The sequence below is a fragment of the Actinoplanes regularis genome (assembly GCF_900188005.1).
Classification (GTDB): Bacteria; Actinomycetota; Actinomycetes; order Mycobacteriales; family Micromonosporaceae; genus Actinoplanes; species Actinoplanes regularis.
Map to the genome: position 1 here is coordinate 92,715 of NZ_FZNR01000024.1, position 23,687 is coordinate 116,401.

Below are 23,687 nucleotides of genomic sequence, written 5' to 3' on the forward strand. Positions count from 1 at the left end.
AGAGATGGCGCGGGTAATTCGATCGCGTGCTTCGCCGTGATGGGGCAGAGTGACCTCGGCGCCGGTGAGACGAGCAAAGAGACGGCTCACCAAAGCGTTGACCAGGCTGAACAACAGCCAACCGCTCCAGGATTCTCGAAGGGAGTCGAACCGTCGTGTCATGGCGACAAAATTGCACGATCGCTCAAGCCCGGGCGTCGCGGCATGGGTTCCCGTCCCCGCGAGGTCACGAAACCAGTCGTAATCCGGAGCGGTGGAGCCGGTAGCGCAGCAGGATCTGCGTCTGCGCCGCCCGCCTCAGCAGCCGAGGGACGGGCGGTTTTTCGTTCCGTCCATTGTCTTATCCGTCCAGGTCCACGCGGCAGGCACCGCCCCGATTGCGGGCGGGCTTGACCGCTGCCTTCGGGGAAGGCACCATCCGGCGCGGTTCGCGTCGGGTTGAGGCAGGTAGACCACCGGAATCTCGATCCGGAAGGCCGGGTTCAACCCCGGACGGGCGACGCAACACCAGCATGCGGTCGTGGTGAACTCGGCGGACACATCGGTCTTCCAAACCGAGGAAGCGGGTTCGATGCCCGCCGGCCGCTCTGGTGCCTTCTTGGGGGTTCGGCTAACGGCAGGCCGCCGAGCTTTGACCTCGGTCGTGCAGGTTCGAGTCCTGCACCCCCAGCACCGTCACGTCCTGCCACGCTCGCGCGGCGACGTGAACTCCTGACTCGACACCGTGGCGGCCTGCGGCCGCTGCAGCCAGCGCAAGGGCGACCGGACGCCGGCCGAGGCCGGCATGCCGCTGCGGACCTCTCCCCGGGTCCCGGCTGGTCGCGGCTCGCTCTGGGCTGACCGGGTCCGGGCCGGGTGGGAGCCGCTACCCCCGCCCGGCCCGGCCCGCGATGGGAGCTGATGTAACCCGGCAGCATGGTTGCCTCTGAAGCAGCTCGTCCAGGTTCGAATCCTGGGCTCCCAGCTTTGCCCCACCCGGGGCACCGAAGCATGTCGATCCGGCGTCGCCCAATAGGCAGGGCAGCGGCCTGTTAAGCCGTACGGTGATGGTTCGAGTCCATCCGCCGGAGCAGCCAACCGCTCCCACCCGCTCTTGCAGGTGCCATCGACGCTGGCGATCCGCGCCGCCGGTCATACCGCCGAGTTCTCTGCCGGCGATACGAGCGCTTGATGATCGTGGCATGCGTGCGGGCCCGGCAACGGCCGATGGCCGGCACCGGGCCCAGCGCGAAGCGGCCGGACGGGCTCCTACAGCGGCGGCTCACCGGGCGCGGGAACGGCGGTTACGCCGGTGTGCTTCGGGCGCGGTGTCCGCGGGCTGACCCCGTTCGCGGTGGTGACGACCGGAGTGGTCTCGGCGCGGGTGGTGGCGGCCCGGTCGCTGATGACGGCCTTCGCCTTCTCCTGCGCCTGGACGACGGTGGGGTGGGCACTCAGCCGGCGGGCGGTCGACGCGATCTTCTCGTACTGCTCACGGCCGGCCCGGGATCCGAGCACGTACCCGACAGCGACACCGGCAGCCAGTTTCAGCATTCCCATGAAAGCTCTCTCCGTTTGATGTGACGTACGACGATTCAGCGTTGTGGGCTGGTCAACGGCGCAGCCTCTGCCAGACGGTGCGCGGCGCCCGTCGCCGGCGCGTCACGACAGCCGCCGCGCCCAGGATCGTTGCCGTCAGAGCCGCGATCGTGGTCGTGGCAGCGGCACGGCGTACCCGGGGATCCTTGCTCTTCTCGCTGATCTGGGCCTTCGCGGTGATCAGATTCAGCCGGACGCGGCTCTTGGTGCCGTCGAAGGCCTGCCTGGCCCGGTTCTTGACATCGGTCTTGGCCGCCAGTGCCTCGACGGTGTCACCGAGGCCCGCGCGGGTTTCCGCGATCTCGGCGCGCAGCTGGTCAGGGTGTGCGGGGGTCTGCGGAGTGCTCATGAATTCCGTCCTCGATTGGCTGCGCTCTTCACGGTGTGCAGGTCGGCCTCGACGCTCGCGCTCACGTCGTGCGGGATCGGCGGGCTCGACTTGGTCAATGCTTCTTGCCGGGCAGCGCGGCCACGCCGCTGGCGGCGAAGACCACGGCCATCGCAGCCAGCCACAGCGGCCGGACCAGGTCCAGCGCGACGGCCACGAGCGCGATCGGCAGCCCGATTCCGTACAGTCCGGGAACACCCGCGCCACTGAACAGGCCACGTCATCAGGGTTCACCTCCTAGCTACCTCGCTGTTGGTGTGCCCGAGCGGTGACGACACGAAACCGGGATCCGGCCGCCGAACGTGTCATCCTCCGTTGCCGGTGGCGGTGTGCCCGGCACCGACCGGTTTGGATCGTGCCGAGCCGCGCCGGCGTACGGGCCGACCCTTTTGTTTCTGGCCGGACTCCCGGCCGGGTGAACGATGTTCGGCGGTTTCGCCTGCAGCCCCGAGGTCATCCGCCTCTCCAGGTGTTCGAATGGGCGCTTTGACCGGTTCAAGACGCCGGCCAGAGGCGAACGAGGTACTTCTCGGTGCCCCGCAGGCACCGCACTTGGATGACGGGTCCCGGCCGCGCCCGGCATCCGTCCGCTGCGGCGGCCGGGTATCCGGGAGGCTTGGGCGGCGGAGGCATGGCGACTTCGAGGGTGCGATTCGATGTGATCGTTAACGCGCACTACCCTCAAGATTCTTTCAGGTGTCACGTGTTACCGTCCGCCGCCGGGATCGGCACTTTCGTCACCGGCGGAAGCAAGCGAACGGATCAGACAACCTGATGACACTCCTGGACCGCGTCCACGGCGGCCCTCTTCTCGCCGCACCACGCTGGTGGGGCCGGCCGCAGGTGTCGGCGGGACTGCTTGCCGGCGCGCTCTGCCTCGTATGGGCGTTCTGGCTCGCCCGCGACGCAGGCGACCTCGCCGCTCAGTACGCCTGGACCTCCTTCGTCCGTCACCACCCAGGATCGGCCTACAACCTGTCCTGGTACGGCGGCATCCATCCGGCCTCCTACAGCGTCGTCTCGCCGTACCTGATGGCCTGGCTCGGCGTACGCACCACCGGCGTACTCGCCTGTGTCTGCGCGGCGACCCTCGGCGGGCTGGCACTCACCCGGTTCGGCGTCCACCGCCCGCTACTGCCATCCCTCTGGCTGGCGATCGCGGTGTGGTCGAACCTGGTGGCCGGTCGGGTCACCTACCTGCTGGGCATGGTGTTCGCCCTGGCGGCCACCGTCCTCGTATCGGCCGGGAGCGGGCGGCAGCGGCCCCGTCCGGTGTCAGCAGCCGTGCTCGGCACGGTGGCGACGCTGTGCAGCCCGGTCGCCGGCTTGTTCATCGAGGTGCTGGCCGCGGCGCTGTTCCTGATCGGCCGCCGACGGGACGCGTACCTGCTCGCGGCCGGGCCGCCGGTGGTGATCGCGGCGACCTCGTTGCTCTTCCCGTTCTCGGGCGTCCAGCCGTTCCCGTGGTACGCCGCGCTGTTCACCACCGCTGCCGCTGTAGCCGTCGCCGTGCTGACACCTCCGGCGTGGCGGATGGTACGCGCCGGCGCTTGGGTGTACGCCGCCGGTGTCGCCCTGTGCTGGCTGCTTCCCACACCGATCGGCAGCAACGTCGAACGGCTCGCCCTGCTGGCCGGCGCGGCGATCCTGTTCTGTGCCGCACCCGCACTCGGGCGCCGCAGCCGGCGGACGGTCACGACCTACGCGGTGGCCACCGTGCTCGCGGCCTGGACACTGATCCAGCCGGTCGCCGACGTCCTCCACACCGCCCCGGCTTCCACCGGGACCACGGTGAACGCCCGGCCGCTGATCGACGAGCTGTTCCGTTTGGGCGCCCAGCGTGGCCGGGTCGAGGTGGTACCGCTGCGCACCCACACGGAAGCGTCCGCCGTCGCGCCCTACGTCCAGCTGGCCCGCGGCTGGAATCGGCAGGCCGACGTCGAACGCAACCCGCTGTTCTACGACGGCACCCTGACCCCGGCCTCGTACCGCGCCTGGCTGCACAAATGGAGCGTCGCGTACGTCGTGCTACCCACGATGGAGCCGGACGGCTCAGGCCTCGCCGAGGCTGCGATCATCGCCGCCGGGCAGAGATGGCTGCCACAGGTGTGGAGCGATGCCAACTGGCGCGTCTACCGGGTCGAAGACTCCGACCCGCTCGCCTCCTCCCCCGCGACCGTCATCTCCGCCGGCCCGGCCACCCTCACCGTCCAGATGCCCCGACCCGGCACCGCGCTGCTGCGTATCGCCTGGTCACCGTGGCTCAACGTGGTTGGAGTCGACGGCACGGGCCAGGGCGCCTGCCTCACCCAGAACGGTTCCTGGACCGAACTGTTCGCCCCAGTCGCCGGCACCTACACCGTCGAAGCACGCTATGCATTCGATCGGGGCACACCCTGCCCGATCACCGCATCGAGTTGATGCCCCTCAGCCCGGCTCGAACCTGGGCTCCTCCTGGATCCAGGAGGAGCCCACAACGTCTGGTGTCCGGGACTCAGACCAGTTCCGATTGCGGTGCCGGCCGGGGTCCTGGGATCCGAGTCGTCACTGGGGGTTTTGGATCCCAGGATCGAGTGGTCCGTACATAGCGGTAAATCACGGAAATCATCAACAGAATGACAACCGGTCCGAAGATCCAAGGCTGTTCGGCCATTTGTAGCGGCAGAAAACGGTAGGCCAGCAAAAGCGTGGCGAAGACGGCCACGCCATGGACGGCCGTCTGAATTCCCGATCGGTCCCAGCCGCGTGCCTGCGAGCGCAGGGCAGCCTCGATGGTGAGGGTGAATACCACACCGGCGACGATGTCCGCACCGTAGTGATAGCCGAACCCCAGGGTCGCGCCGAGCGTGGCGATCAACCAGAAGGTCCCGGCGAATCGTAGGGCGCGTGGGCCTCGACGAGAATGGATGAAGATCGCGGTGGCCCATGCGGTGTGCAGGCTGGGCATGCAGTTGCGTGGAGTGATCTCGTCGAACGGCATGTGCCGCGGGGGACTGATCAATGGCGGGATGTCGGGCCAGAGGTTGGCCGTTGCCCAGTGCCCGCCGTCGACACCGTACGCGAAAACTGGTCCGACCACCGGGAACAGCATGTAGATGCCGGGCCCGAGAAGTCCTATGACAAGAAACGTGCGCACCAGGTGATGGCGCGGGAACGCACGCTCGGTCGCCACGTTGCGCAGCTGGTAGAACGCGACGCAAACTGCAGCCACCGCGAGCTGTATGTAAACGTAGTCGAGGAGGTGTTCGCCGACCGTACCGGTGGCCCTGACGATCCGGCCCGCCACCCAGGACGGGTTGCCCAGCGCGTGATCGGCGGTCGCCACGTACTGGTCGAGTACCGCAGGACGGGTCTTCGACGTGATGAGCAGCCAGGCGTCGCCGGTCTTCCGGCCCGCCACCAGCAGCAGAGCCAACCCGACGCCCTTCAGCATCAGGATTCGTTCCTGGCCGGTGCGTCGCGTCATGGCGATGAACGCGTGGGCCGCAATCACCCACAGCGCGCCGTTTCCGAAGGCGAGTTTTGCGTCGGCGATCCACCGAACCAGCAGGAAGACGGCATCAATACCGATTGCCGCGCCAACTGAGATGAATCTTTGCCGCCGGGTCAGAGCCACCATTGACAAGGCCATGCTGGCGTACAGCAGGAAGCCCGACTTAGGGGCGAATATAAATTCTTTCACCTGATTGGTGACGGGGCCCGGCAGGCCGTAATGGCGTGCGGCGAATTCCAGCGTGGCGAGAAATCCGAGAGCCGCGATGCCCGCGGTGGCCCACAGAGCAACTCGTGGGTGGCGCCATGCGGCGAACGTTTCCTTGTCGTTTATCCGCGAAAGTTCCCGCGATGCCATAGGTTTCAAGATTTTTACCGATTGCCAGTTTCCGGTCGACAGATCACTTTTCGTGCCAATTGCATTGATTTCCAGTGACCCGCAGGCGATCCAAGGGCACCGCCGCGAGGCCGGTCATCCTAGCGGATTGCTGCGGACAGGCTTCAGCACCCGATGCGTCATCCGCACTCTCTCAGCAGCCTCTTGTCCGGCTCCTGAATGATCCGCCTGCCGATGCTGTGCAGCTGACGGCCACCGATGTGCGGGATGACTTACCTCGTCGCCGCAAACCTCGTCGCTTGCGCTGGTGCCGTCTCGCCGATACGCGGCGGCGTCCGATCGGAGTGTTACAGAATGCGGCGAGGACGGCGGGCCGTTGCCGGCCCGGGCCCGCGCGTCTCGACGAAGGGTGACGCCCGGATGCAGTGCAGGCGGTTCTCGTGAACCCGGGCCGATGCGCCGTCCGCACGACGCGGCGTGCAGGGCAGTGACCAACTCCACTCGCTTCCGCGGGGCCGCAGCGGATCCTGTGCTATGTTGGTCCGGTTGCAGTTTTGATTTCCGTAGACGTTTTCTGGCGCCTGATGGGTTATTCAAACTTATCGAGGCGCTTTTTTCGTTTGTCGTGTCGGTTCGACGCGGGTGATCAACGCGGCGGCACAAGGGGTCCGCACCGTGCGGTCTCCAACAGCCTGCGTAGGAGCAGACATGACTACAGGTACCGTGAAGTGGTTCAACGCCGACAAGGGCTTCGGCTTCATCAGCCCGGATGACGGTGGCGCCGACGTCTTCGCCCACTTCTCCGCCATCTCGACGAGCGGCTTCCGCAGCCTCGACGAGAACCAGAAGGTGGAGTTCGACATCACCCAGGGCCAGAAGGGCCCGCAGGCGGAGAACATCCGCCCGCTCTGATCCACTCCACGAACGGCGGCCCGATTGATTCAGCGGGCCGCCGTTCGGCCGTTCATCCGCCTGCCACGGCATCGTGAAGATCTTATGATCGGTAGAAGACCCGGCCATGGCCGGTACTGACCTGTTCCGCATCGTTCCCGCATCCTTGTGCGCGGGGTCGCTTTCCCCTGTCACGACAGCGGGTGTTCCGGGCCTCGGGCGCTGGTCTGCCCCCCTGCCGGGGACGGGCCGGATCTCGCCTCACCGCCCTGGCAGTTGAGCATGTACGGTCGCGGCCCAGGTCATGCACACACCATGGACGACTCGACAGGCCTCGTCCCTCTGATAATGGTCAGGTTAGTTGAAACCCTGGGTCACGGGGACACCTTGGAGGACATGACGATGACGACAACCTACTCAGGCCCCGCAAAGCTGATTCTGGTCGACGGCGCGTGCGTATCCGGCATGGCCTCCCTCAGCACCAACCAGCGCGGAGGACTCAACGGCTGGGGCGGCACGTTTCGCCCGAACGAGATCACGACGGAGCTGCGCAACGCGACCGAGGGGCTGCAGTTGGAGCTGCCCTACGACCGGGTGGGGACAGTCGCCGTCACCGGCATGCGCAAGCTGCTCGCCACGCAGGTGTTGATGTCGCTGGCAGGTAGCGGACCCGCACCGTTCTGATGGTGCGCCGCACAGCCGCCGCTACATCGCCGCCGCGCGGTTGTGCCAGAACGGAGCAGATCACCCGGCCGAGCCGAGGCCGGCGACTCTTGCCTGAGTGAGGGTGCCCGGCAGGGCTCGGCGGAGCCCGATCAGTACGTCATCGTCGGTGGTCAACTCCAGATGGACGTACGCCGGCCCGGGCGGCGCCAGCCCGATGTACATCTCGGGAACATCCGTCTCGGTGGCGCCCCGGATTCCGGCGCCCGGAGAAAGCCGGATGCTGGTTTGGTGGCCCACCCACCGCCTCGACGGTCGCCGGCACCGCCTCCACCGCGATCCGAATCCGGTTCCTGATCGCGGCACCTTGGGCCAGGGCGAAGACACACATCCATGGCAGTCGACCTCGCTCGCCATTCGCGGCATCGGCTGATCCGGCCGGCCGCGCTCCAGGTCCGGCACTGTGAACAATGTAACCAACATGGACCTGGATGCCGGTCAATCTTGTTAGGATTCCCCATTTCTTCAAGCCGCCACCGCTGAAGGAGGGGACCCACCGGAATGAATATCGTGGACACCGCGCGCTATCCAGTGGACGAACCGGGAAATGACGCATGGGAAAATCTCGTTTCCCGCGCACGCACCGAACTGCGCGAGCTCGGATGCTGCGTGCTGCCGGGCTTCATTCGGCCCGGCAGCTGGGAGGCGCTGCGGCGAGAAGGCGCCGGGGTCGCCCCGCTGGCGTACTACGACGTTGAGGAGACCAACGTCTACAACATCGCGTTCGACGCCGACCTGCCGGCCGATCACCCGGGCCGCATCATCATGCAGCGCGGCAACGCGTTCGTCCCGCGCGACCGGATCCCCACCGACAGCGTCATCCACCGGCTGTACACCGACCCGTCTTTCGTGCGCTTCGTCGCCGCCTGCTTCGAACTACCGGAGCTGCACGAGCTCGCCGACCCCCTGTCCGGCCTGGTGCTCAACGTCGTGCGGCCAGGCATGGAGCACCCGTGGCACTTCGACACCAACGAGTTCACCGTCAGCATGCTGACCCAGGAACCGGAGGAGGGCGGCGTCTTCGAGTACTGCCCGAACATCCGTTCGGCGGGCGCGGAGAACTTCGACGCCGTCCGTTCGGTGCTCACCGACGCCGACCGTTCGCCGGTGCGGGCCCTGACCCTGCGCCCCGGTGATCTCCAGCTGTTCAAGGGCCGTTACGCGCTGCACCGGGTGAGCGCGGTACGCGGCGCCACCTCCCGGCACTCCGCGATCTTCGCCTACTCCGAACGCCCCGGCGTGATAGGCAGCGTCGCCCGTACCCGGCAGCTGTTCGGCCGGGTCCTGCCCGCGCACCTCGACGCCGAGCGCAATGCCGTGCGGGTCGACCAGTTGCTGGACTGAATAATCGCGAGGAGCCCCGTGCGTTTCGACCGGACCGGAAAAGTTTCCCTCGAAGGCATCTACACGCAGCCCGATCCCCGCGCCTATTTCACCACCCTGCGTGAGCTCGACTACTGTATTCCCCAACTCGCCAAGCCCTATTTCCAGCACATCATCGGACAGTATCGCGAATCGCGGCAGGTGGCCGTTCCGACCGTCGTCGACGTCGGATGCTCCTACGGCGTCAACGCGGTACTGCTGCGCTGTGACGCCACCATGGACGACCTGTACGACCGCTACGCCGACACCGGGTGCACCCGGCAAGAACTGCTGGAGCGCGATCGTGAGCTGGTCCGGTCGCAAGGGTCTCCGGCCCGGTTCGTGGGGCTGGACGTGTCCCGGCCGGCGCTGGCGTACGCATCGGCGGCCGGGTTCCTCGACGATGCCGTGCAGGCCGACCTGGAAGCGCGCGAACCCACGGCGGGGCAGCGCGCCCTGTTCGCCGAGGCCGACATCGTGATCTCCACCGGATGCATCGGCTACGTCACCGGCCGGACGCTCACGCGCGTGCTCGGCTCCCGCCGGGACCGGCGACCGTGGATGGCGCATTTCGTGCTGCGAATGTTCCCGTTCGAGCCGATCGCGGATCGCCTCGCGGCCCTCGGCTACGAGACGATGCGGGTGGACCGGACGTTCCGACAGCGGCGTTTCGCGTCCGACCAGGAACAGCGGCAGGTGCTGCGGACAATGTCCGCCGCCGGTGTTGACCCGGAGGGGCTGGAGACCGATGGCTGGTTGCACGCTCAGCTCTACGTTTCCCGGCCCGTCGGCACGCCCGACCCCTTGACCTTCGACATTGACGAGTCAATGACCCAGAAGGCCGCCCGATGAGCATCGAATTCGAGGAGACCGAGTGAGCACGTTCGAAAACGAGGACACGCTGTCGCGGGTGCCGTTGCCCGCGCTGGAGGACACCTGCACCCGGCTCCTCGAGTGGTGTGCACCGCTGCTGACGGCGGAAGAGTTCGCCGACACCGAGGCCGCGGTACGGGAGTTCGGACGGCCCGATGGTCCGGGGCCGAAGCTGCACGCCGATCTGGTGCGGTACAACGCGGATCCGGCCACGCACAGCTGGTTGGACGCGTTCTGGCCGGCGCGCTACCTCGGTCGCCGGGACCGGATCGCGTTGAACGCCAACTTCTTCTTCCTGTTCCGTGAAACGCCGTTGCACGGGCTCGCCGAGCCGCAGGTGGAGCGCGCGGCGGGGCTCATCGCCGCCGCCGTGAACTACAAGACTCAGCTCGACGACGAACGCATCCCGCCGATCGCGACTCGCGGGAAGCCGTTGTCGATGGAGCAGCACAAGTTCCTGTTCTCCACCACCCGCATCCCTGGGCCGGTGCAGGACACCGTCCGAGCGCCGTACAGCGACGAGTGGCCGGGCCCGTCGACGGCGCGGCACATCGTGGTATTCCAGCGCGGCAACGCGTTCCGGATGAACGTGATCGGTCCGGACGGGCGCCCGTACTCCCTCGACGACCTGGCGGCCGGCCTGCGTGAGGTGCAGAAGGCCGGTGCCGCGCGGGCCACGACGGACACCGCGGCCGGTCATCTCACCACGATGGCCCGGGCCGAGTGGGCGGCGACCAGGGACCGGCTGGCGGCACTGGATCCCGGTAACGCGGCGACGCTGGACACCATCGAGACGGCGCTGTTCTGCGTGTGCCTGGAGGACCTGACGCCGGCCGACGACCTGGCGGCCGGCGATCAGTTGCTGCACGGCGACAGCGGCAACCGGTGGTTCGACAAGGCGGTGTCGCTCATCGTGTTCGCCGACGGCACGGCCGGCATCAACGTCGAGCACTGCGAGCTGGACGGCACCACCATCCTCAGCTTCGTCGACGCGCTGCTCGCCACGTCGCCCGAGGAGCACGCCGCGAAGTCGGGTGCGGCGGCGCAGGGGGTGCCGGCGATCGAACCGGTCACGTTCGTGCTCGACGACGCGCTGCGGGCCGACATCGCCGCCGCGGCACGGTCGTTCGCCCAATACGGCGCGGACACCGCCACCGCGACCCTGTCCTTCGACGAGTTCGGGGTGGACGAGGTCAAGCGGCTGCGGATGTCGCCGGACGCGTTCGTGCAGATGGCTTACCAGCTCGCGCACAAGCGGGCCAAAGGCCTCATCGGTGCTACGTACGAGTCCATCGCCACCCGCCAGTACCGGCGGGGACGGACCGAGGCGATGCGCGTCGTCACGCCCGAGGTGCTGCGGTTCGTATCCACGATCGACGACCCCGCCGCGTCACCCGACCAGCGGCGGGCAGCGTTCCGGGCCGCGGCCGACAAGCATGTCGAACGGGCGAAGCAGTGCCAGGCCGGTGCGGCACCGGAGCAGCACCTGTGGCAGCTGCAGCTGATTCAGAAGGGGCGTGGGCTCGCGCTCGGCGTGCCCGAGTCGCCCCGGCTGTACGAGACGCCGGGGTGGCTCACGATGCGCGATGACTACCTGAGCACCAGCTCGGCGCCGTCGACCAGCATCCGCTACTTCGGGTTCGGGGCCACCAGCAGTCGCTGCATCGGGATCGCGTACGTACTGCTGCCGGACCGGTTCAACCTGTACCTCAGCACACCTCGCCCGGTCGCCGGCATGATGTACACGTTTGCCGACCGGCTCCGCGAAGCGTTGCGTGAGCTGCGCGACCTTCTCGACGAGCAGTAGCCCGGGTCACGGGTCCGCCGCAAGCCGTTCGATCTCCGCGATCTGATGGCCGGCTTGACGGCGGACCCGTTCCCGCAGATGCTCCATCTCCCGGTACGCACCGGTGTTGTTGCCCTTCGCCGGAGCGTCGACGCTCAGGTGGTACCAGACGTCGGGCACCACCGGCGGCACCATCACGCCGGCGACTCGCTGCCGCTGAGCTACTGCGACAGCGTGCTCTGCTCCGACCACCGCATCTTCCACGGCTGGACCGACCTGCTCCTCGGGTGACCCGAGCGGTCGCGGTGGGCCGATCCAGCCCGCCGCGACCACCCGCTCCGATCAGGAGTCGCGGATCGCCGGAGGAACTCGTCGACCTTTCCGCCCCCGACCACGTCGGACGATCATGAAGATCAGAACGGCGAAGCGCGCTCAGATGCTCGACGAGAAGCTCGCCGTGAGGCCGCTGTTGACTGGCAGGCCGGCGTTGTCGAAACAGGCCACCGGCAGCAGCGCGTCACCCAGGTTGTCCGTCCAGAGGTCGCGGATGGTGCAGTACGACGGCCCGTCGCCGAATGCGGTCACCTGTGCGTGGGTCTCCTTCTGGTGCAGGACCGGGTACTTCACCTCGTACACGCCGATGCCGAGGGAGCCGATGCCGTTGGCGCCGACACCCAGCGGGTACTGGTAGTTGGTGGTGCCGCCGCCGGGCTGGGCGATGTACCCGAAGTACTTCGGCGGGGCGAACGCCGCGTAGACCGAGCGCTCCCGGTGGAACGAGGCGGTGAAGTCGCTGTTGAGCGCCGCTCCGGTGGCCGGGTCGTGGCAGGTGACGTAGGCGAGCACGTCGGAGCCGGAGGCACCCCAGCGCAGGATCTTGCACCGGCGCGGTTGCGCGTTCGGCTGCTGTGCGGTGACCTGGATGTCGCCGGAGAGCCCGGCCGGCGTACCGACGCCGTTGAACCGGACGAGGTAGACACCGACCGCGACCCCGGTCACCGTCACCGCGCCGCCGCTCGAGTTGTACGACTGACCGACCAGGCCGGAGATCGCCTGCACGGACGCGTAGCCGCCCGCGCCGGCCGGCAGGACGCCGGAGTTCACGTTCCAGAGGACGGTGAACGGGGTGTCGGCGGGGCCGCCGCCGGGCTTGAAGCACTGCACGTCGATGACCTCGTCGGGCGCCGACGCGTACCATCGGACGATCTCGCAGAACCGGCCGTCGCGGGCGACCGCGGTGACGTGGACGTTGCCACGCGAGCCGAACGCGATGTTCGGGAACCGGACCAGGAACCGGCCGGTGGCGATCTTCCCGCCGGTGGCGAGCGGGCCGGGCACCCAGCTGCCGAACTGGTACGGCGCTGGTAGCGGGGTCCACGCCGGAACGGTCGGATCCTTGATGTACGCGAACCCGAATCGGTCCGGAGTGGCGGCCGCAGCGGGAGCACCCGGTGCGATCAGCAGCAGTGCCGTCGCGAGTGCGGTGGCGTAGACGGCAACGAGGCGGCGCGGACGGGAAAACATCGGATCTCCAATCGACGTTGACCGATGGTTTGGCCACTCTCCCCCAGCCGCCTGGCACGCGCAGTCAGTTGCGGTACAGATACCCGCGCAGCGGGCACCCTGCGGCGGGCCCACCGCGTGACGATCACGTACGGCCGCCGGCAGCAGATCGCCGAGGCAATCATGGCAAGCAGAGGTCCCGGTGGTGGTGAGTCTGACTCGCGCGACCGCCTGGCCGTTCAGATGGAGATTCACCCCGGCCGACCTCGGACCCTGACGGCCCGGATCGAGCGGCACCGGCTGCTCATCGCCGGCATCAGAGAGCAGCGGAGCAACCTGCTCAAGATGGGCCGCGGAGCAACGACAGCAGTCAGGTCGAGTGGGCATTCGACCAGCTCAAACAGATCCAGCCACGACTATCCGGTACGACGAGCTCGAATACCGCCGCGGGCAACGGCAACCACTGACTCGATCATGATTCGCCGCCGCGAAACCGGGCTGAAGCGGACCCCGATCCACAAGATGCGCGCCAGGGCCGTCCGCGCCCAAAACTTCTGTAAAGTTACTTGACTGAAGCCGGACGCCTTGGCATGCTGATCATCGACGCATTTGATCATGCGCTCCGCAGAGCTGCGGAATGTTAACGGGATGCGTGTCACATTCTTGAGACGGGGGTCGACGAATGGACGAGTGCTCGGACCCTCGCGGACGCTACGGGGACCGTTAGTTAACAAATCATCAGTCTCAATATTTGAGATTTCCTCTGCCCTGTTCAAAGGGGCATTCTAAAGCCGTGCCAGAGAACCGCCGCATGCGTCGGCGGAATGCGTTCACACTTCTCTGTGGCGCGCGGAGCCCGCAATATCAGTGCGGATGATGCTGCCTGCCAGGTGGCCGTCCCTGCGCATTCCGTGGGCTGTTGGCGGATAGGAGGTTTGTGTCCAACGTGCAAAGAAATCTGATGAGACAAGAAGCGGAGTCAGTCGTGCATGGGGCCGAGTGCATTTCCTCGAACAGTGCCGTCGACCTGTGGGCCCGGCTGGCCCTCCCGGCGGCGGCTCCCGAGCCGCATGCCGAGCCGGTCGACGCGCCGGGCCTGCGCCTTGCCCTGTCCCTGTTGGCTGAGGGCGTGCTGACCGGCCACGCCGACCGGTCCCGCGGCGCCGACGCGCGGGCGGTGCCGTCGGCCGGGGCCGTCTACCCGTACGAATTCGCCGTGCTCGCCCTGGAGAACGGCGAGCCGACGGCCTTCCGCGTGGACGTCGATCGCCGTGCCTGCGCCCGTGTGGCCGCCGGTGCTCCGGTCGCCGCCGCGCTGGACGCGTCACTGCTGGCCATTCCGGAGGACGGCGGAGCGCTCGTGCTCATCCTCACCCGGCCCTGGCTGTCGATGCGCAAGTACGGCGATCGTGGCTACCTTTACGCCCAGCTCGACGCGGGACACGCGGCCGGAAGCCTCGCTCTGACCGCGACCGGGCGCGGCGCTGCGGGAGTGCTGCGACTGCGTTTTCCGAGGGAGCCGCTCTCGGACCTGCTGGAGACGGACGAGAACTGCCGGCAGATCCACTCCGCCTTCCTGGCGCGGGCGGGCTCATCGGACGACGAGTGGACCGGCTGGACCGTGCACGACGCCACCGACCGGGAGATGCGCGGGCCCGTCTGGCGTTCCTGGTTGGAGAGCGCATGCTGGGACTCGCTCGTCGACTGGCCCGAGGACGCCGACTCGCCGAGCCCGCGGACGACCTCCGCACCGCTCGCGCGGATCCGTGCGGGCCGACAGCTGCCGGAGGAGAAGCGCGGACTGGGCGCCGCGGCCGGATGGCCGGAGCTGATCAGGACGCGTGCCTCCAGCAAGGCCTTCACCGGCGAGCCCGTGTCCGCCGAGGCCGTCTGGCGGGCGGTCTCCGCCCTGTCGACGCCGCTGGAGACCGACCTTCCCGACGTCTCGTCGCTGTCCGCCACTCTGGTCGTGCGCACGACGACAGAACCCGGGCAGGACGCGGTGTACCGGCTGGACACCGGTGAGCGCCAGGCGGTGCCGCTGCCGTCCGACGACGAGGTGGCCCGTGCCTGCATGCAGCAGCGTGCCCTCGCCGGGGCCGCGGCCGTCCTGCTGCTGCACGTGCCGCGTGGCTCGCTCGCGGGAGCGAATCCACCCGGGCACGGTGGGAGCCTGCGTGAGCTCACGTTCCGCTGTGGTGTTCTGGGACAGCTGCTGTACCTGGGTGCCAACCGCGCGTCGGTCGGAGTGACCGGGGTCGGCGGCTTCGACACGCCCTTGTGGCGTACGTTGGCAGGGCTCCCGGAGGGTGACGAGATCCTCTACGCCCTGCTGCTCGGCAGCCTGGACGACTCGGGCGTCAAGCTGGACCGGCTTGCCATGGCGTACGCCCAGAACGAGCGGTGAGCCCAGTGCCCGCTGTGCTTACGAATGTCTTCACCGGCCTTCTCGACGGCCGTGGTGACCGCGTCGCGGTCACCGACGCCGACGGTTCGGTCGGGTACACGGAACTCGCCGACCGGGCCCGCGCCGCCGCGGCGCGGATCGCCCCGCACGCCGTTCCGGGCGAGCGGCTGCGCGTCGGCCTCTACGCCACCAATTCCATCGACTACGTGGTCTGTTACCTGGCGACCCTGTTCGCGGGTGCGGTGCCGTTCCTGGCCGACTCGGCATTCGGTCCCTTCGAACTCTCCCGCATCGCTGAGGACTGTGGGCTCGACCTGCTGATCCACGCTCCGGGAGCGGACGTCCGGTCGATCGCGGAGGAGGCACCCACCCACCACGGCGAGTTGGGCGCCCTCGGGCTCAGCCGACTCCGTCGCGATGGCAGGCCCCGTCCGGAGCTACTGGACGACACCGAAGTGTGCCGGTTCACCTCCGGCTCCACCGGGCGGCCCAACTGCATCGCGTTCTCTGGCGCGGCCGTCTCCGCCGCCGCCTCCAACTGGGCGAAGGGGACCGGGCTCTCCGCCGACGACCGGATCGCCTGTCTGGCCGCGCTCTCCAACGGACTGGCCTTCAACACCTCGCTGCTGGCGGCCTTCCTGCACGGCGCCTCACTGCACCTGTCCCAGGGACTGCCCACCGCTTCCCGGGTCGTGCGTCTGCTGGAGAACACGGGCGCCACCCGGCTCGTGGCCTTCCCGGCACTGTACGAGTCGATCGTGCGGCGGGCACCCCGGAACGGCTTCGCCAGCGTCCGCACCGCGATCTCCTCCGGGGCGCCGCTGCGCGAGACGGTGCGCGAGGAGTTCACCCGGATCACCGGGGTGCCGATCCACAACTACTACGGGGTCGCCGAGACCGGGCCACTGACCTACGCCCCCGACGCGGACGGTGGCGGACTCGGAAAGCCCCTGCCCGGCGTGGACCTGCGCGCGGACGAGCACGGCATCCGGGTCAGGAGCCAGTCGATGGGCTCGCACTACCTCAACGCGCCGGGGGTCTTCGAGCAGCGCATCGATGCCGAGGGGTACTACCGCACCGGTGACCAGGGGCATCTGGTCGACGGCACGCTCCACCTGACCGGGCGCACCAGCCGGCTGGTCAACGCGGGAGGGCGCAAGATCGACCCGATCGAGATCGTCGAAGTGCTGCGCGGGGCACCCGGAGTGCTGGACGCCGTCGCCCTCGAGGCCGAGAACAAGCACGGCGAACCGGTCTTGGCCGCCGTCGTCGTCGCGGAACCCGGTGTGACCGCGCAGTTCCTGCGCACGCACTGCGCGGCGACGCTCCCCACCTTCAAAGTGCCCGCAATCCTCCGCCTGACGGACCGGATCCCGGCCAACTCGATCGGCAAGCCGTCCATCGAGCGCCTGCGACGCCTGCTCAGCGAATCGCCGAGCAACTGACCATCCCTTCGACACACAGGAAAGCGTTCCCCATGGATTACAACTCGCTCCGCGCCAAGATCCTCGAACTCGCCATCGCGGCCGGTGACGGCAGTGTCTCCGCGGACGAACTGGCAAGCGTCAACTACTCGCTGCGCAACGTCGGATACTCCTCGCTCTCCTACATGCGCCTGATCGACAGCATCGAGAACGAGGTGGGCGTCTATCTCGACCCGGAGGCCGACATCGAGCACTACGAGACCATCGACTCCGTCACGGCCCTGGTGGTCGCCGGCGGGGCCGGCACCGGTGCCTGACGCGCCAGAAGGCGACGGGCCCACGATCGGGATCGTCGGCCTCGGCCGGCTGGGATCGGCACTGCGGTCGGCCTGCCGGAGCGACGGCAGGAGGGTCACCCTGACGGCCTCCCGTCGTGGCGGCTGGTCCGCCGCAGCGGTGCCTGAGGTGCTCGTCGACGCCAGTGGCCCGGAGGCGCACGCCGACGTCCTCGACTACTGCGCCGGCCACCGGGTGCCGCTCGTCGCCTGCGTCTCCAACCTGACGGAACCGCAGTGGAAGGCGCTGGCAGAACTGGCCGAGGTGGTTCCGGTGGTCCGCGCCACCAACCTCTCCTTCGCCCACTACCTGCAGGTGCGCATCGCCGAGTTCACCGCGGCCCTCACCACCGGCCGCTTCGAGACGACCACCACGGTCCGGGAGCGGCACCCGCTCGGCAAGGCACACCGCCCCAGTGGCAGCGCGCTGGCGCTGGCGGACACCTGGGCCGCGGCGAGCGGCCGAGCCGTGGCCGACATCGCCGACGAGCGGGCCGGACTCCCGGTCAGCGAACACGAGCTGACCCACACCTGGGGCGGCGAGTCGCTGCATGTGCGGCACCACGTCGCCGACTGGGCGGTGCCGGCCCGGGGTGCGCTGGCCGCCGCCGACTGGGCCCGCACCGCCGCGCCCGGCCTGGTCACCATGCGCACCGTCTACGACGACCTGACAGGAAGGACCACGACATGACCGTCGACGAACCACGGCCGCTGACCCCGGCCGAACGCCGGCTCGTCCTTCAGGTGGCGATCGGCGCCCGGATGCTCTCCCTCGACGGGCACGACGACTTCAACCAGGGGCAGATCTCCGCCCGGATGCCCGGCCGGGACGAGTTCTTCATCAAGGGAGCACTCGTCGGCTTCGACGAGGCCGCCCCCGAGGACGTGGTCCGCTGCTCGGTGGACCACGCCCGTCCCGCGCCGGCCCTGGCGCCACCGGAGCTACCCCTGCACCAGGCCATCTACCAGGCCCGCCCGGACGTCAACGGCATCGTCCACAGCCACGCCCCGTACACCCTGCTGTTCGGCGCCACCGACCTGCCGATGCGGCCGATCTCGCACGACGGCGCCTACTTCCGGGACCGGATCGGGCTGTTCACCGAGACGAGCAACACCGTCCTGGACATCGGGACCGGCGAGCACATCGCCAAGGACCTCGGCGACCATCCGGCCGTGCTGCTGCGCAACCACGGCGGAGTCGTCGTCGGCAAGAGCGTGCGGCATGCCGCGGTCTTCGCCCAGGTACTGGAGCGGGCCTGCCGCCTCCAGCTGACCGCGGAGGGCACCGGCGTGCCCTACCACTGGTCCTCTGATGTGGACGTCGCGGCCAAGCACGACTTCATCTACGCCGACCTCTCGGTCCGCTCCTACTGGGACTACGCCGTCCGCCGAGTCGGCCGGCACTGGCCCGAGACCCGCGAATGGGAGATCTCTCGATGAAGGTCCAACGGATCCTGCCCACGGAGGAGTCGGCCGAGCTGCTCGGCCTGGTCCGGGAGATCGCGGCGGGTGAGCTCGCGCCCCGTGTCGCCGATTTCGAAGCGGCCCACGAGTTCCCCAGGGAGATCGTGCGCACCCTGGGCAAGGCCGGGCTGCTGAGCCTGCCCTACCCCGAGGAGTACGGCGGCGGCGGGCAGCCCTACGAGGTGTACCTCCAGGCGCTGGAGGAGATCGCGTACCACTGGTTCGCGGTGGCCGAGGCGGTCAATGTGCACAACCTCGCCTGTTTCGGCACCGCCACCTACGGCACCCGGGCCCAGCGGGAGGAGCTTCTGCCCGACATGCTGGGCGGCGAACTGCTGGGCGCCTACTGCTTGTCCGAGGCGGAGGCCGGTTCCGATGTGGCCTCCCTCAGCACCCAGGTGGTGCGGGAAGAGGACGGCTACCGCATCACCGGCACCAAGTCCTGGGTGACGCACGCCGGTCACGCGGACTTCTACAACGTGTTCGGCCGCACCGGAGGGCCGGGAGCCCGCGGGTTGTCCTGCCTGGTGGTCCCGGGAAGCGCGCCGGGCCTGGTGGTGCACGCGAAGGAACGGAAGCTGGGCGTCTGGTCCTCACCCACCGCCCAGGTCGGTTTCGAGGACGTCCGGGTTCCGGCGCAGCGGCTGATCGGGCGCGAGGGCAAGGGCTTCCTGATCGCGATGGGCGCACTGGACTGCGGCCGGCTCGGAATCGCGGCCTGCGCGGTGGGCATCGCCCAGGCCGCGGCCGACTATGCCGTGCGTTACGCGAAGGAGCGCCGTCAGTTCGGGCAGCGGGTCATCTCCTTCCAGGGCGTCGGTTTCATGCTTGCCGACATGGCCACGCAGATCGCCGCGGCTCGGGCACTGACGTTGGCGGCCGCCCGGCTCAAGGACGCCGGCCGGCCGTACTCGCTGGAGGCGGCGAAGGCGAAGCTGTTCGCCACCGATATGGCGATGAAGGTGACCACCGACGCGGTGCAGGTCCTCGGCGGCGCCGGCTATGTCGCCGACCACCCGGTGGAGCGCTGGATGCGTGAGGCCAAGCTGCTCCAGATTGTCGAAGGCACCAACCAGATCCAGCGCATGGTCATCTCGCAGGGCCTGGGCTGACCCGCGCGCTTACCGGGCGGGTTTGGCAGGCGTTCGTACAAGGCAACCGAAAGGACGGTTCGGAAACACGATGACCACGATCGAGGAGCGGACGATCACACTGGACTCCGCGCGAGCCGGGACCGGCCCGGCGACCTGGGGGCAGCGGGCGATCTGGGGTGTCGTCACCCGCCTCGGCGACGACGCGCCCAGGTACAACTTGCGGCTCAACCTCCCCGTCACCCCACCCCGCCCCGCCTCCCGTGTGCTTGCGGACCTGACGGAGCTGCTCCGGATGCACGACAGCCTGCACACCCGGCTGCTGCCGGAGGGCGAGGACGGTCTGCGGCAGGTCGTCGACGGCACCGGCGAGCTTCCGGCGACCGTGCGGGTCTGCACGCCCGTGGAGGCGGAGGCGGTGGGCGAGGCGCTGATGGAGGAGCTGGCCGGACGTTCCTTCGACCACGCGCGGGAGTGGCCGTTCCGGGTCGGTCTGGTGGAGCACGAGGGAATGGTCCACCGGCTTGTGCTGGCCGCCTCGCACACCGCGATGGACCTGTGGGGTGAGGGCCGGATGCTTCGCGACCTGACCCTGATCGAGGCCGGGGAGTCAGCCGAGGCCCTGCTCCGGGCACGACCCGCCGTCCAGCCGTTGGACGCGGCGGCGCTGCAGGCCACGCCGCAGGGCCGGCGCCGGGACGAGGCCGCCCGGCGCTACTGGTGCGAGCGGCTGACCAGCGGCCCCCGCCGGATCTTCCTGAATCCCGCGGCACCGGACCTCGCGGTGACGCACCCGGGCCGGCTGTTCCCCAACGCGCTGCTGCGCTCGCCGGCCCTGGCCGTCGCCGTCGAGCGGGTGGCGGCGCGGCTGGGAGTGAGCGACGCCGCCGTGCTGCTGGGCGCGGCCTCCCACCAGCTGGCCAGGATCTCGGGCAGCAGCGACGTGCTGTTCCAGGTGGTGGTGAGCAACCGTTTCCAGCCGGCAGCCGCCGAGTCGGTCAGCACCATGGCCCAGGAGGCCGTGTTCCTGCTCCCGATGGCGGACAAGGACTTCGAGGACGCCGTCCTGCGGACCCGGTCCGTCGCGTTCGGCGCGTTCCGCCACGCCGGCTACGACAAGTGGGCACTGGACCGGCAGGTGGCACGGCTCGTCGAGCGCGGCGAGGCGGCCGACCACTCCTGCTGGTGGAACGACACCCGCGACCCGGGCGTCGGCCCGTTCGACACCGTCGAGCGGCCCCGGGCCGCGCTGGGGGAACTGCTCGTGCGGACGGAACTGAGCTGGCCCACCGACTTCCTGCCCAGGGCCAACGTCTCGGTGGCGATAGACGTGCTGACCGCCCCGGGAGCCCTGGAGCTCTCGATGACCGCCGACCCGGCTCTGCTCAGCCGCGAGGGCATGGAGCAACTCCTGCGCGGGGTCGAGCGGCTGGTCGTCGACGCGGCGATGGCGGTGAAGGACGCGTGACCAAGCGGTACGCGGGAGTCGCTTGGAGCGGCACCGGATACGAGGTCGAAATCCTCGACGACGCGGGACGACAGGTGGTCGAGCCGAGCAGTTGGGGCGCAGCCGAGGTCGCCCGGCTCATCACCTGGCTCCAGAAGCTGGGCGACGAACAGCCGGTGGCCGCGGTGTTCGACAGCACCAACGGCCTGCTCGACGGGCCGATGACGGCCGCCGGTCTCGAGGTCTACCGCGCCGACCCCTGGCGGCTGCCGCCCCGGCCGTCGTTCGGCTCCGTCACCGCCCGTCAGCTGGCGGAACAGGCGCGAGCCGCCGTCGGCTCGCTGGCCCGCGTCACCGCCGAGGGAGGCAGTCTGACCGGCCGCGCCGACGAGTACCACGACGGCGCGCGGCGCAGCGAACCGATGCTGGCGGAGCTGACGGCGGCCGGACGCTGCTTCGAGCACGGCCGCCGGGATATTCCGCAGGTCGCGTTGACCTTCGACGACGGTCCCGATCCGGTGTACACCCGCCGGATCCTGGAGATCCTGGACCGCTACGGCGTGCGGGGCACCTTCTTCTGCGTCGGCCACCATGTCGCCGCGTTGCCCGACGAGGTGCGCCGGATCGTCGCCGCCGGCCACGAGGTGGGCAACCACTCCTGGTCCCACCCCTTCCTGCCCGATCTGACGTCTGCTCAGCTGCACCAGCAGCTCGACCGGACGGCTGAGGCGGTGGCCCGGGTGACCGGCGCGGCACCGACCCGGTTCCGGCCGCCCTACGGTGCGCTGACCCCGGAGGTCCTGACCGTACTGGACGAGCACCCGAGCGCCCTGACGCTGTGGGACGTGGACTCCCGCGACTGGTCCAGGCCGGGGCCGGAACAGATCGCCGCGACCGTGCTGCAGTCCACCCGGCCGGGTTCCGTGGTGCTGATGCACGAGGGCGCCGGCGATCGCAGCCAGACGGTCCAGGCTCTGCCCTCGATCATCGAGGGCCTGCTGGAACGGGGCCTGGAACTGGTGCCCGTGGGCGAGTTGCCCGCGCCGTCCGTCCCAGCCGCGATGGGCGGTTGACCGGCAGCCGCGGGTGAGGCAGCCGACCACGGATTCGATCGAAAATCCTGATCCAACGCTGGAGCAACGAGATTTCATGAACAAGGAATTGGCGAACCGCGCCGCCGCGGCGACACCTTCGCAGGCCGGGGACGGGTTCACAGAGGCGCCCCCGAGCACGGAACCGGCAATCTGGACCCGCAACTTCAGGTACTACTTCGTTGCCCGCAGCGCGGGCCTGCTCAGCTGGTCCATGCTGCCGATCGCGATCACCGCCGGCCTGCTCAAGTCCGGCTACGGGCTGGGTACCGCCGGGTACGCGATGGCCTTCCTGGTGGGGCCGTTCGCCGGATTGGTGCTGTTCGGCGGGGTGCTCTCCGACCGTTTCACCGCGCGCCGGATGATGATCGCCGCAGATCTCGGCAACCTCGCCGCCCAGGTGCTTCTCGCCTTCCTCTTCTTCCACGGCATCGACGAGCTTTGGCACCTGTACGCACTGCTGGTCATCGCCGGTACCGCCAACGCGATGTTCCAGCCGGGTGCCTCCTCGACCGTCCCCCTGGTCGCCCGGGACGTGCAGGGCGCCAACGGGGTGTTGCGCACCTCCGAGGCGCTCACCTCGCTGGGCGGCCCGGCGTTGGCCGGTGTGCTGATCGGCGTCGCATCGACAGGCTGGGTGATGGTCGTCTCCGCCGTTGCCTACGGGACCAGCGCGATATGCCTGTTCGCGCTCCGTCTTGGCGCGGTCCCCGCCCCACCCGCCGGGGAGAGCCTGTGGCGCAACCTGGTGGTCGGCTGGCACGAGTTCCGCTCGCGTAGCTGGCTCTGGGGCGTGATCGTGATCTGGATGTTCTTCGCCGTGCTCTCCTGGGGGCCACAGCTGTCCCTCTCCGCCGGAGTGATCGTGCCGGCCCACGGGGCCACCGCCTTCGGTCTGCTCAACACCGCCTTCGGCGCCGGCACCGTGATCGGCGGGTTGACGGCGATCCGCTTCAAGCCGCGACGACCGCTCGCGGCCGGGGCGCTGGCGATGCTGGCCTATCCGCTCTACCCGTTGGGCATCGTGCTCGACTGGCCGGTCTGGCTGCTCGCTGGCGCCCAGGTCGCGGTCGGCATCGGCATCACCTTCTGGGGTGTCATGTGGGCCACCAGCGTGCAGACCCAGGTGCCGGGTGAGGTGCTCAACCGCGTTCACGCCTACGAGGTAGCGGGTTCCGTAGGCATGTTCCCGGTCGGCAGTGCGCTGGCCGGTCCGGCCGTCGCGGCATTCGGTACCGACCGAGTGCTGCAGGTCGGCATCGTGGTCGCTCTGCTCACAGCCGCCGCCCTGCTGGTCGCGCGCCCCATCCGCACCCTGGCTCGAGTCCCCGACCGCGCCTGAGGGACACCGAGCGCGGCGCAGCCCGTCAGGGCTGCGCCGCCTCCGTCTGCTCAGCGGCCATCCACGAGGTCGGGCTCACCTACGGATACCGGCACGCCACAGTCCATTGACACATCGAAGGTCATCAAATAAAGCTTGTTTCCGATAAGCGAC

General features: G+C 69.0%; 21 protein-coding genes, 5 tRNA genes and 1 pseudogene. 21 read left to right on the top strand and 6 right to left on the bottom strand.

Features of this window, described 5'->3' with window-relative positions; all coding sequences use genetic code 11:
- Window positions 1-430: 430 nt before the first annotated feature.
- From CHC09_RS46820 to CHC09_RS37960, 6 genes and pseudogenes are all read left to right on the top strand, one after another.
- A tRNA-Glu gene (locus CHC09_RS46820) sits at window positions 431-504 on the top strand.
- 10 nt (window positions 505-514) lie between these two features.
- Window positions 515-587: transfer RNA gene (locus CHC09_RS37945), tRNA-Gly, on the top strand.
- Between the two features lie 12 nt (window positions 588-599).
- A tRNA-Gln gene (locus CHC09_RS37950) sits at window positions 600-670 on the top strand.
- Window positions 671-676: 6 nt separating this feature from the next.
- Window positions 677-817, top strand: a pseudogene (locus tag CHC09_RS48135) (HNH endonuclease); the annotation flags it as partial.
- Between the two features lie 74 nt (window positions 818-891).
- Window positions 892-964: transfer RNA gene (locus CHC09_RS46825), tRNA-Gln, on the top strand.
- A gap of 33 nt (window positions 965-997) precedes the next feature.
- Window positions 998-1,070, top strand: a tRNA-Asn gene (locus CHC09_RS37960).
- A 178-nt stretch (window positions 1,071-1,248) separates the two neighbouring features.
- On the opposite strand, the gene CHC09_RS37965 is transcribed toward CHC09_RS37960, so the two are convergent.
- Together CHC09_RS37965 and CHC09_RS37970 are read right to left on the bottom strand one after the other, a co-directional pair.
- Window positions 1,249-1,539 carry a hypothetical protein gene (locus CHC09_RS37965; RefSeq protein WP_089298103.1) on the bottom strand — a complete coding sequence of 97 codons (291 nt, stop codon included), beginning with the start codon at window positions 1,537-1,539 and terminating at the stop codon, window positions 1,249-1,251.
- 52 nt (window positions 1,540-1,591) lie between these two features.
- The gene (locus tag CHC09_RS37970) at window positions 1,592-1,927 is read right to left on the bottom strand and encodes a DUF3618 domain-containing protein (protein WP_089298104.1); all 336 of its coding nucleotides are present in this window, start codon (window positions 1,925-1,927) and stop codon (window positions 1,592-1,594) included.
- Window positions 1,928-2,740: 813 nt separating this feature from the next.
- Here CHC09_RS37970 and CHC09_RS37975 point away from each other — a divergent pair.
- Entirely contained in the window at window positions 2,741-4,387 is a 1,647-nt protein-coding gene (locus CHC09_RS37975) for a hypothetical protein (protein WP_089298105.1), read from the top strand.
- A gap of 73 nt (window positions 4,388-4,460) precedes the next feature.
- Here CHC09_RS37975 and CHC09_RS37980 read toward each other — a convergent pair whose 3' ends face one another.
- Window positions 4,461-5,816, bottom strand: coding sequence for a phosphatase PAP2 family protein (locus CHC09_RS37980; protein ID WP_179277445.1), 1,356 nt, complete (start codon window positions 5,814-5,816; stop codon window positions 4,461-4,463).
- A gap of 687 nt (window positions 5,817-6,503) precedes the next feature.
- Here CHC09_RS37980 and cspE point away from each other — a divergent pair.
- Together cspE and CHC09_RS37990 are read left to right on the top strand one after the other, a co-directional pair.
- A complete protein-coding gene (gene cspE, locus CHC09_RS37985; RefSeq protein ID WP_089298106.1) occupies window positions 6,504-6,707 on the top strand; it encodes a transcription antiterminator/RNA stability regulator CspE in 204 nt (67 codons plus the stop codon).
- 375 nt (window positions 6,708-7,082) lie between these two features.
- Window positions 7,083-7,370, top strand: a complete 288-nt coding sequence (locus tag CHC09_RS37990; protein ID WP_239138799.1) for a hypothetical protein — start codon at window positions 7,083-7,085, stop codon at window positions 7,368-7,370.
- 60 nt (window positions 7,371-7,430) lie between these two features.
- Here CHC09_RS37990 and CHC09_RS46830 read toward each other — a convergent pair whose 3' ends face one another.
- Window positions 7,431-7,574, bottom strand: a complete 144-nt coding sequence (locus CHC09_RS46830; RefSeq protein ID WP_179277446.1) for a hypothetical protein — start codon at window positions 7,572-7,574, stop codon at window positions 7,431-7,433.
- Window positions 7,575-7,910: 336 nt separating this feature from the next.
- Here CHC09_RS46830 and CHC09_RS37995 point away from each other — a divergent pair, with 336 nt between their 5' ends.
- From CHC09_RS37995 to CHC09_RS38005, 3 genes are read left to right on the top strand one after another with little or no spacing between them, the layout of a single operon-like run.
- Window positions 7,911-8,753, top strand: coding sequence for a HalD/BesD family halogenase (locus CHC09_RS37995; protein ID WP_089298107.1), 843 nt, complete (start codon window positions 7,911-7,913; stop codon window positions 8,751-8,753).
- Window positions 8,754-8,771: 18 nt separating this feature from the next.
- Window positions 8,772-9,623, top strand: coding sequence for a class I SAM-dependent methyltransferase (locus tag CHC09_RS38000; protein ID WP_089298108.1), 852 nt, complete (start codon window positions 8,772-8,774; stop codon window positions 9,621-9,623).
- Window positions 9,624-9,645: 22 nt separating this feature from the next.
- Window positions 9,646-11,451 carry a choline/carnitine O-acyltransferase gene (locus tag CHC09_RS38005; protein ID WP_089298109.1) on the top strand — a complete coding sequence of 602 codons (1,806 nt, stop codon included), beginning with the start codon at window positions 9,646-9,648 and terminating at the stop codon, window positions 11,449-11,451.
- A gap of 6 nt (window positions 11,452-11,457) precedes the next feature.
- Here the strand turns inward: CHC09_RS38005 and CHC09_RS46835 are convergent, their stop codons facing one another.
- Together CHC09_RS46835 and CHC09_RS38010 are read right to left on the bottom strand one after the other, a co-directional pair.
- Window positions 11,458-11,610 carry a hypothetical protein gene (locus CHC09_RS46835; protein ID WP_218827184.1) on the bottom strand — a complete coding sequence of 51 codons (153 nt, stop codon included), beginning with the start codon at window positions 11,608-11,610 and terminating at the stop codon, window positions 11,458-11,460.
- A gap of 252 nt (window positions 11,611-11,862) precedes the next feature.
- The gene (locus CHC09_RS38010) at window positions 11,863-12,954 is read right to left on the bottom strand and encodes a hypothetical protein (RefSeq protein WP_239138800.1); all 1,092 of its coding nucleotides are present in this window, start codon (window positions 12,952-12,954) and stop codon (window positions 11,863-11,865) included.
- 964 nt (window positions 12,955-13,918) lie between these two features.
- Here CHC09_RS38010 and CHC09_RS38015 point away from each other — a divergent pair.
- The 9 genes from CHC09_RS38015 to CHC09_RS38055 all read left to right on the top strand — a co-directional run bounded on the left by CHC09_RS38015 (window position 13,919) and on the right by CHC09_RS38055 (window position 23,534).
- Entirely contained in the window at window positions 13,919-15,340 is a 1,422-nt protein-coding gene (locus CHC09_RS38015) for a nitroreductase family protein (protein WP_179277448.1), read from the top strand.
- Between the two features lie 5 nt (window positions 15,341-15,345).
- Window positions 15,346-16,785: a class I adenylate-forming enzyme family protein gene (locus tag CHC09_RS38020; RefSeq protein ID WP_203833374.1), complete on the top strand. Its 1,440-nt coding sequence runs from the start codon at window positions 15,346-15,348 to the stop codon at window positions 16,783-16,785.
- Window positions 16,786-16,817: 32 nt separating this feature from the next.
- Window positions 16,818-17,081, top strand: coding sequence for a phosphopantetheine-binding protein (locus tag CHC09_RS38025; RefSeq protein WP_089298112.1), 264 nt, complete (start codon window positions 16,818-16,820; stop codon window positions 17,079-17,081).
- The gene (locus tag CHC09_RS38030; RefSeq protein WP_089298113.1) at window positions 17,074-17,790 is read left to right on the top strand and encodes a dihydrodipicolinate reductase C-terminal domain-containing protein; all 717 of its coding nucleotides are present in this window, start codon (window positions 17,074-17,076) and stop codon (window positions 17,788-17,790) included. Before CHC09_RS38025 ends, CHC09_RS38030 begins: the two co-directional genes overlap by 8 nt.
- A complete protein-coding gene (locus CHC09_RS38035; protein WP_089298114.1) occupies window positions 17,787-18,539 on the top strand; it encodes a class II aldolase/adducin family protein in 753 nt (250 codons plus the stop codon). The genes CHC09_RS38030 and CHC09_RS38035 overlap by 4 nt, the downstream gene beginning before the upstream one ends.
- On the top strand, window positions 18,536-19,675 hold the full coding sequence (locus tag CHC09_RS38040; protein WP_089298115.1) for an acyl-CoA dehydrogenase family protein: 1,140 nt from the start codon (window positions 18,536-18,538) through the stop codon (window positions 19,673-19,675). The genes CHC09_RS38035 and CHC09_RS38040 overlap by 4 nt, the downstream gene beginning before the upstream one ends.
- Before the next feature lie 70 nt (window positions 19,676-19,745).
- Window positions 19,746-21,122: a condensation domain-containing protein gene (locus tag CHC09_RS38045; RefSeq protein ID WP_089298116.1), complete on the top strand. Its 1,377-nt coding sequence runs from the start codon at window positions 19,746-19,748 to the stop codon at window positions 21,120-21,122.
- On the top strand, window positions 21,119-22,174 hold the full coding sequence (locus CHC09_RS38050; RefSeq protein ID WP_089298117.1) for a polysaccharide deacetylase family protein: 1,056 nt from the start codon (window positions 21,119-21,121) through the stop codon (window positions 22,172-22,174). Before CHC09_RS38045 ends, CHC09_RS38050 begins: the two co-directional genes overlap by 4 nt.
- 76 nt (window positions 22,175-22,250) lie before the next feature.
- A complete protein-coding gene (locus tag CHC09_RS38055; protein ID WP_089298118.1) occupies window positions 22,251-23,534 on the top strand; it encodes an MFS transporter in 1,284 nt (427 codons plus the stop codon).
- The last annotated feature ends 153 nt before the right edge of the window (window positions 23,535-23,687 follow it).

What these genes read in the sequence shown, in the direction of transcription:
- CHC09_RS37970 (WP_089298104.1), bottom strand. Translation starts at nt 1,927, where the DNA reads ATGAGCACTCCGCAGACCCCCGCACACCCTGACCAGCTGCGCGCCGAG.
- CHC09_RS38055 (WP_089298118.1), top strand. Translation starts at nt 22,251, where the DNA reads ATGAACAAGGAATTGGCGAACCGCGCCGCCGCGGCGACACCTTCGCAG.
- CHC09_RS37995 (WP_089298107.1), top strand. Translation starts at nt 7,911, where the DNA reads ATGAATATCGTGGACACCGCGCGCTATCCAGTGGACGAACCGGGAAAT.
- cspE (WP_089298106.1), top strand. Translation starts at nt 6,504, where the DNA reads ATGACTACAGGTACCGTGAAGTGGTTCAACGCCGACAAGGGCTTCGGC.
- CHC09_RS38035 (WP_089298114.1), top strand. Translation starts at nt 17,787, where the DNA reads ATGACCGTCGACGAACCACGGCCGCTGACCCCGGCCGAACGCCGGCTC.
- CHC09_RS37980 (WP_179277445.1), bottom strand. Translation starts at nt 5,816, where the DNA reads ATGGCATCGCGGGAACTTTCGCGGATAAACGACAAGGAAACGTTCGCC.
- CHC09_RS38045 (WP_089298116.1), top strand. Translation starts at nt 19,746, where the DNA reads ATGACCACGATCGAGGAGCGGACGATCACACTGGACTCCGCGCGAGCC.
- CHC09_RS38025 (WP_089298112.1), top strand. Translation starts at nt 16,818, where the DNA reads ATGGATTACAACTCGCTCCGCGCCAAGATCCTCGAACTCGCCATCGCG.
- CHC09_RS37965 (WP_089298103.1), bottom strand. Translation starts at nt 1,539, where the DNA reads ATGGGAATGCTGAAACTGGCTGCCGGTGTCGCTGTCGGGTACGTGCTC.
- CHC09_RS38010 (WP_239138800.1), bottom strand. Translation starts at nt 12,954, where the DNA reads ATGTTTTCCCGTCCGCGCCGCCTCGTTGCCGTCTACGCCACCGCACTC.
- CHC09_RS37990 (WP_239138799.1), top strand. Translation starts at nt 7,083, where the DNA reads ATGACGATGACGACAACCTACTCAGGCCCCGCAAAGCTGATTCTGGTC.
- CHC09_RS38040 (WP_089298115.1), top strand. Translation starts at nt 18,536, where the DNA reads ATGAAGGTCCAACGGATCCTGCCCACGGAGGAGTCGGCCGAGCTGCTC.
- CHC09_RS46830 (WP_179277446.1), bottom strand. Translation starts at nt 7,574, where the DNA reads ATGTACATCGGGCTGGCGCCGCCCGGGCCGGCGTACGTCCATCTGGAG.
- CHC09_RS37975 (WP_089298105.1), top strand. Translation starts at nt 2,741, where the DNA reads ATGACACTCCTGGACCGCGTCCACGGCGGCCCTCTTCTCGCCGCACCA.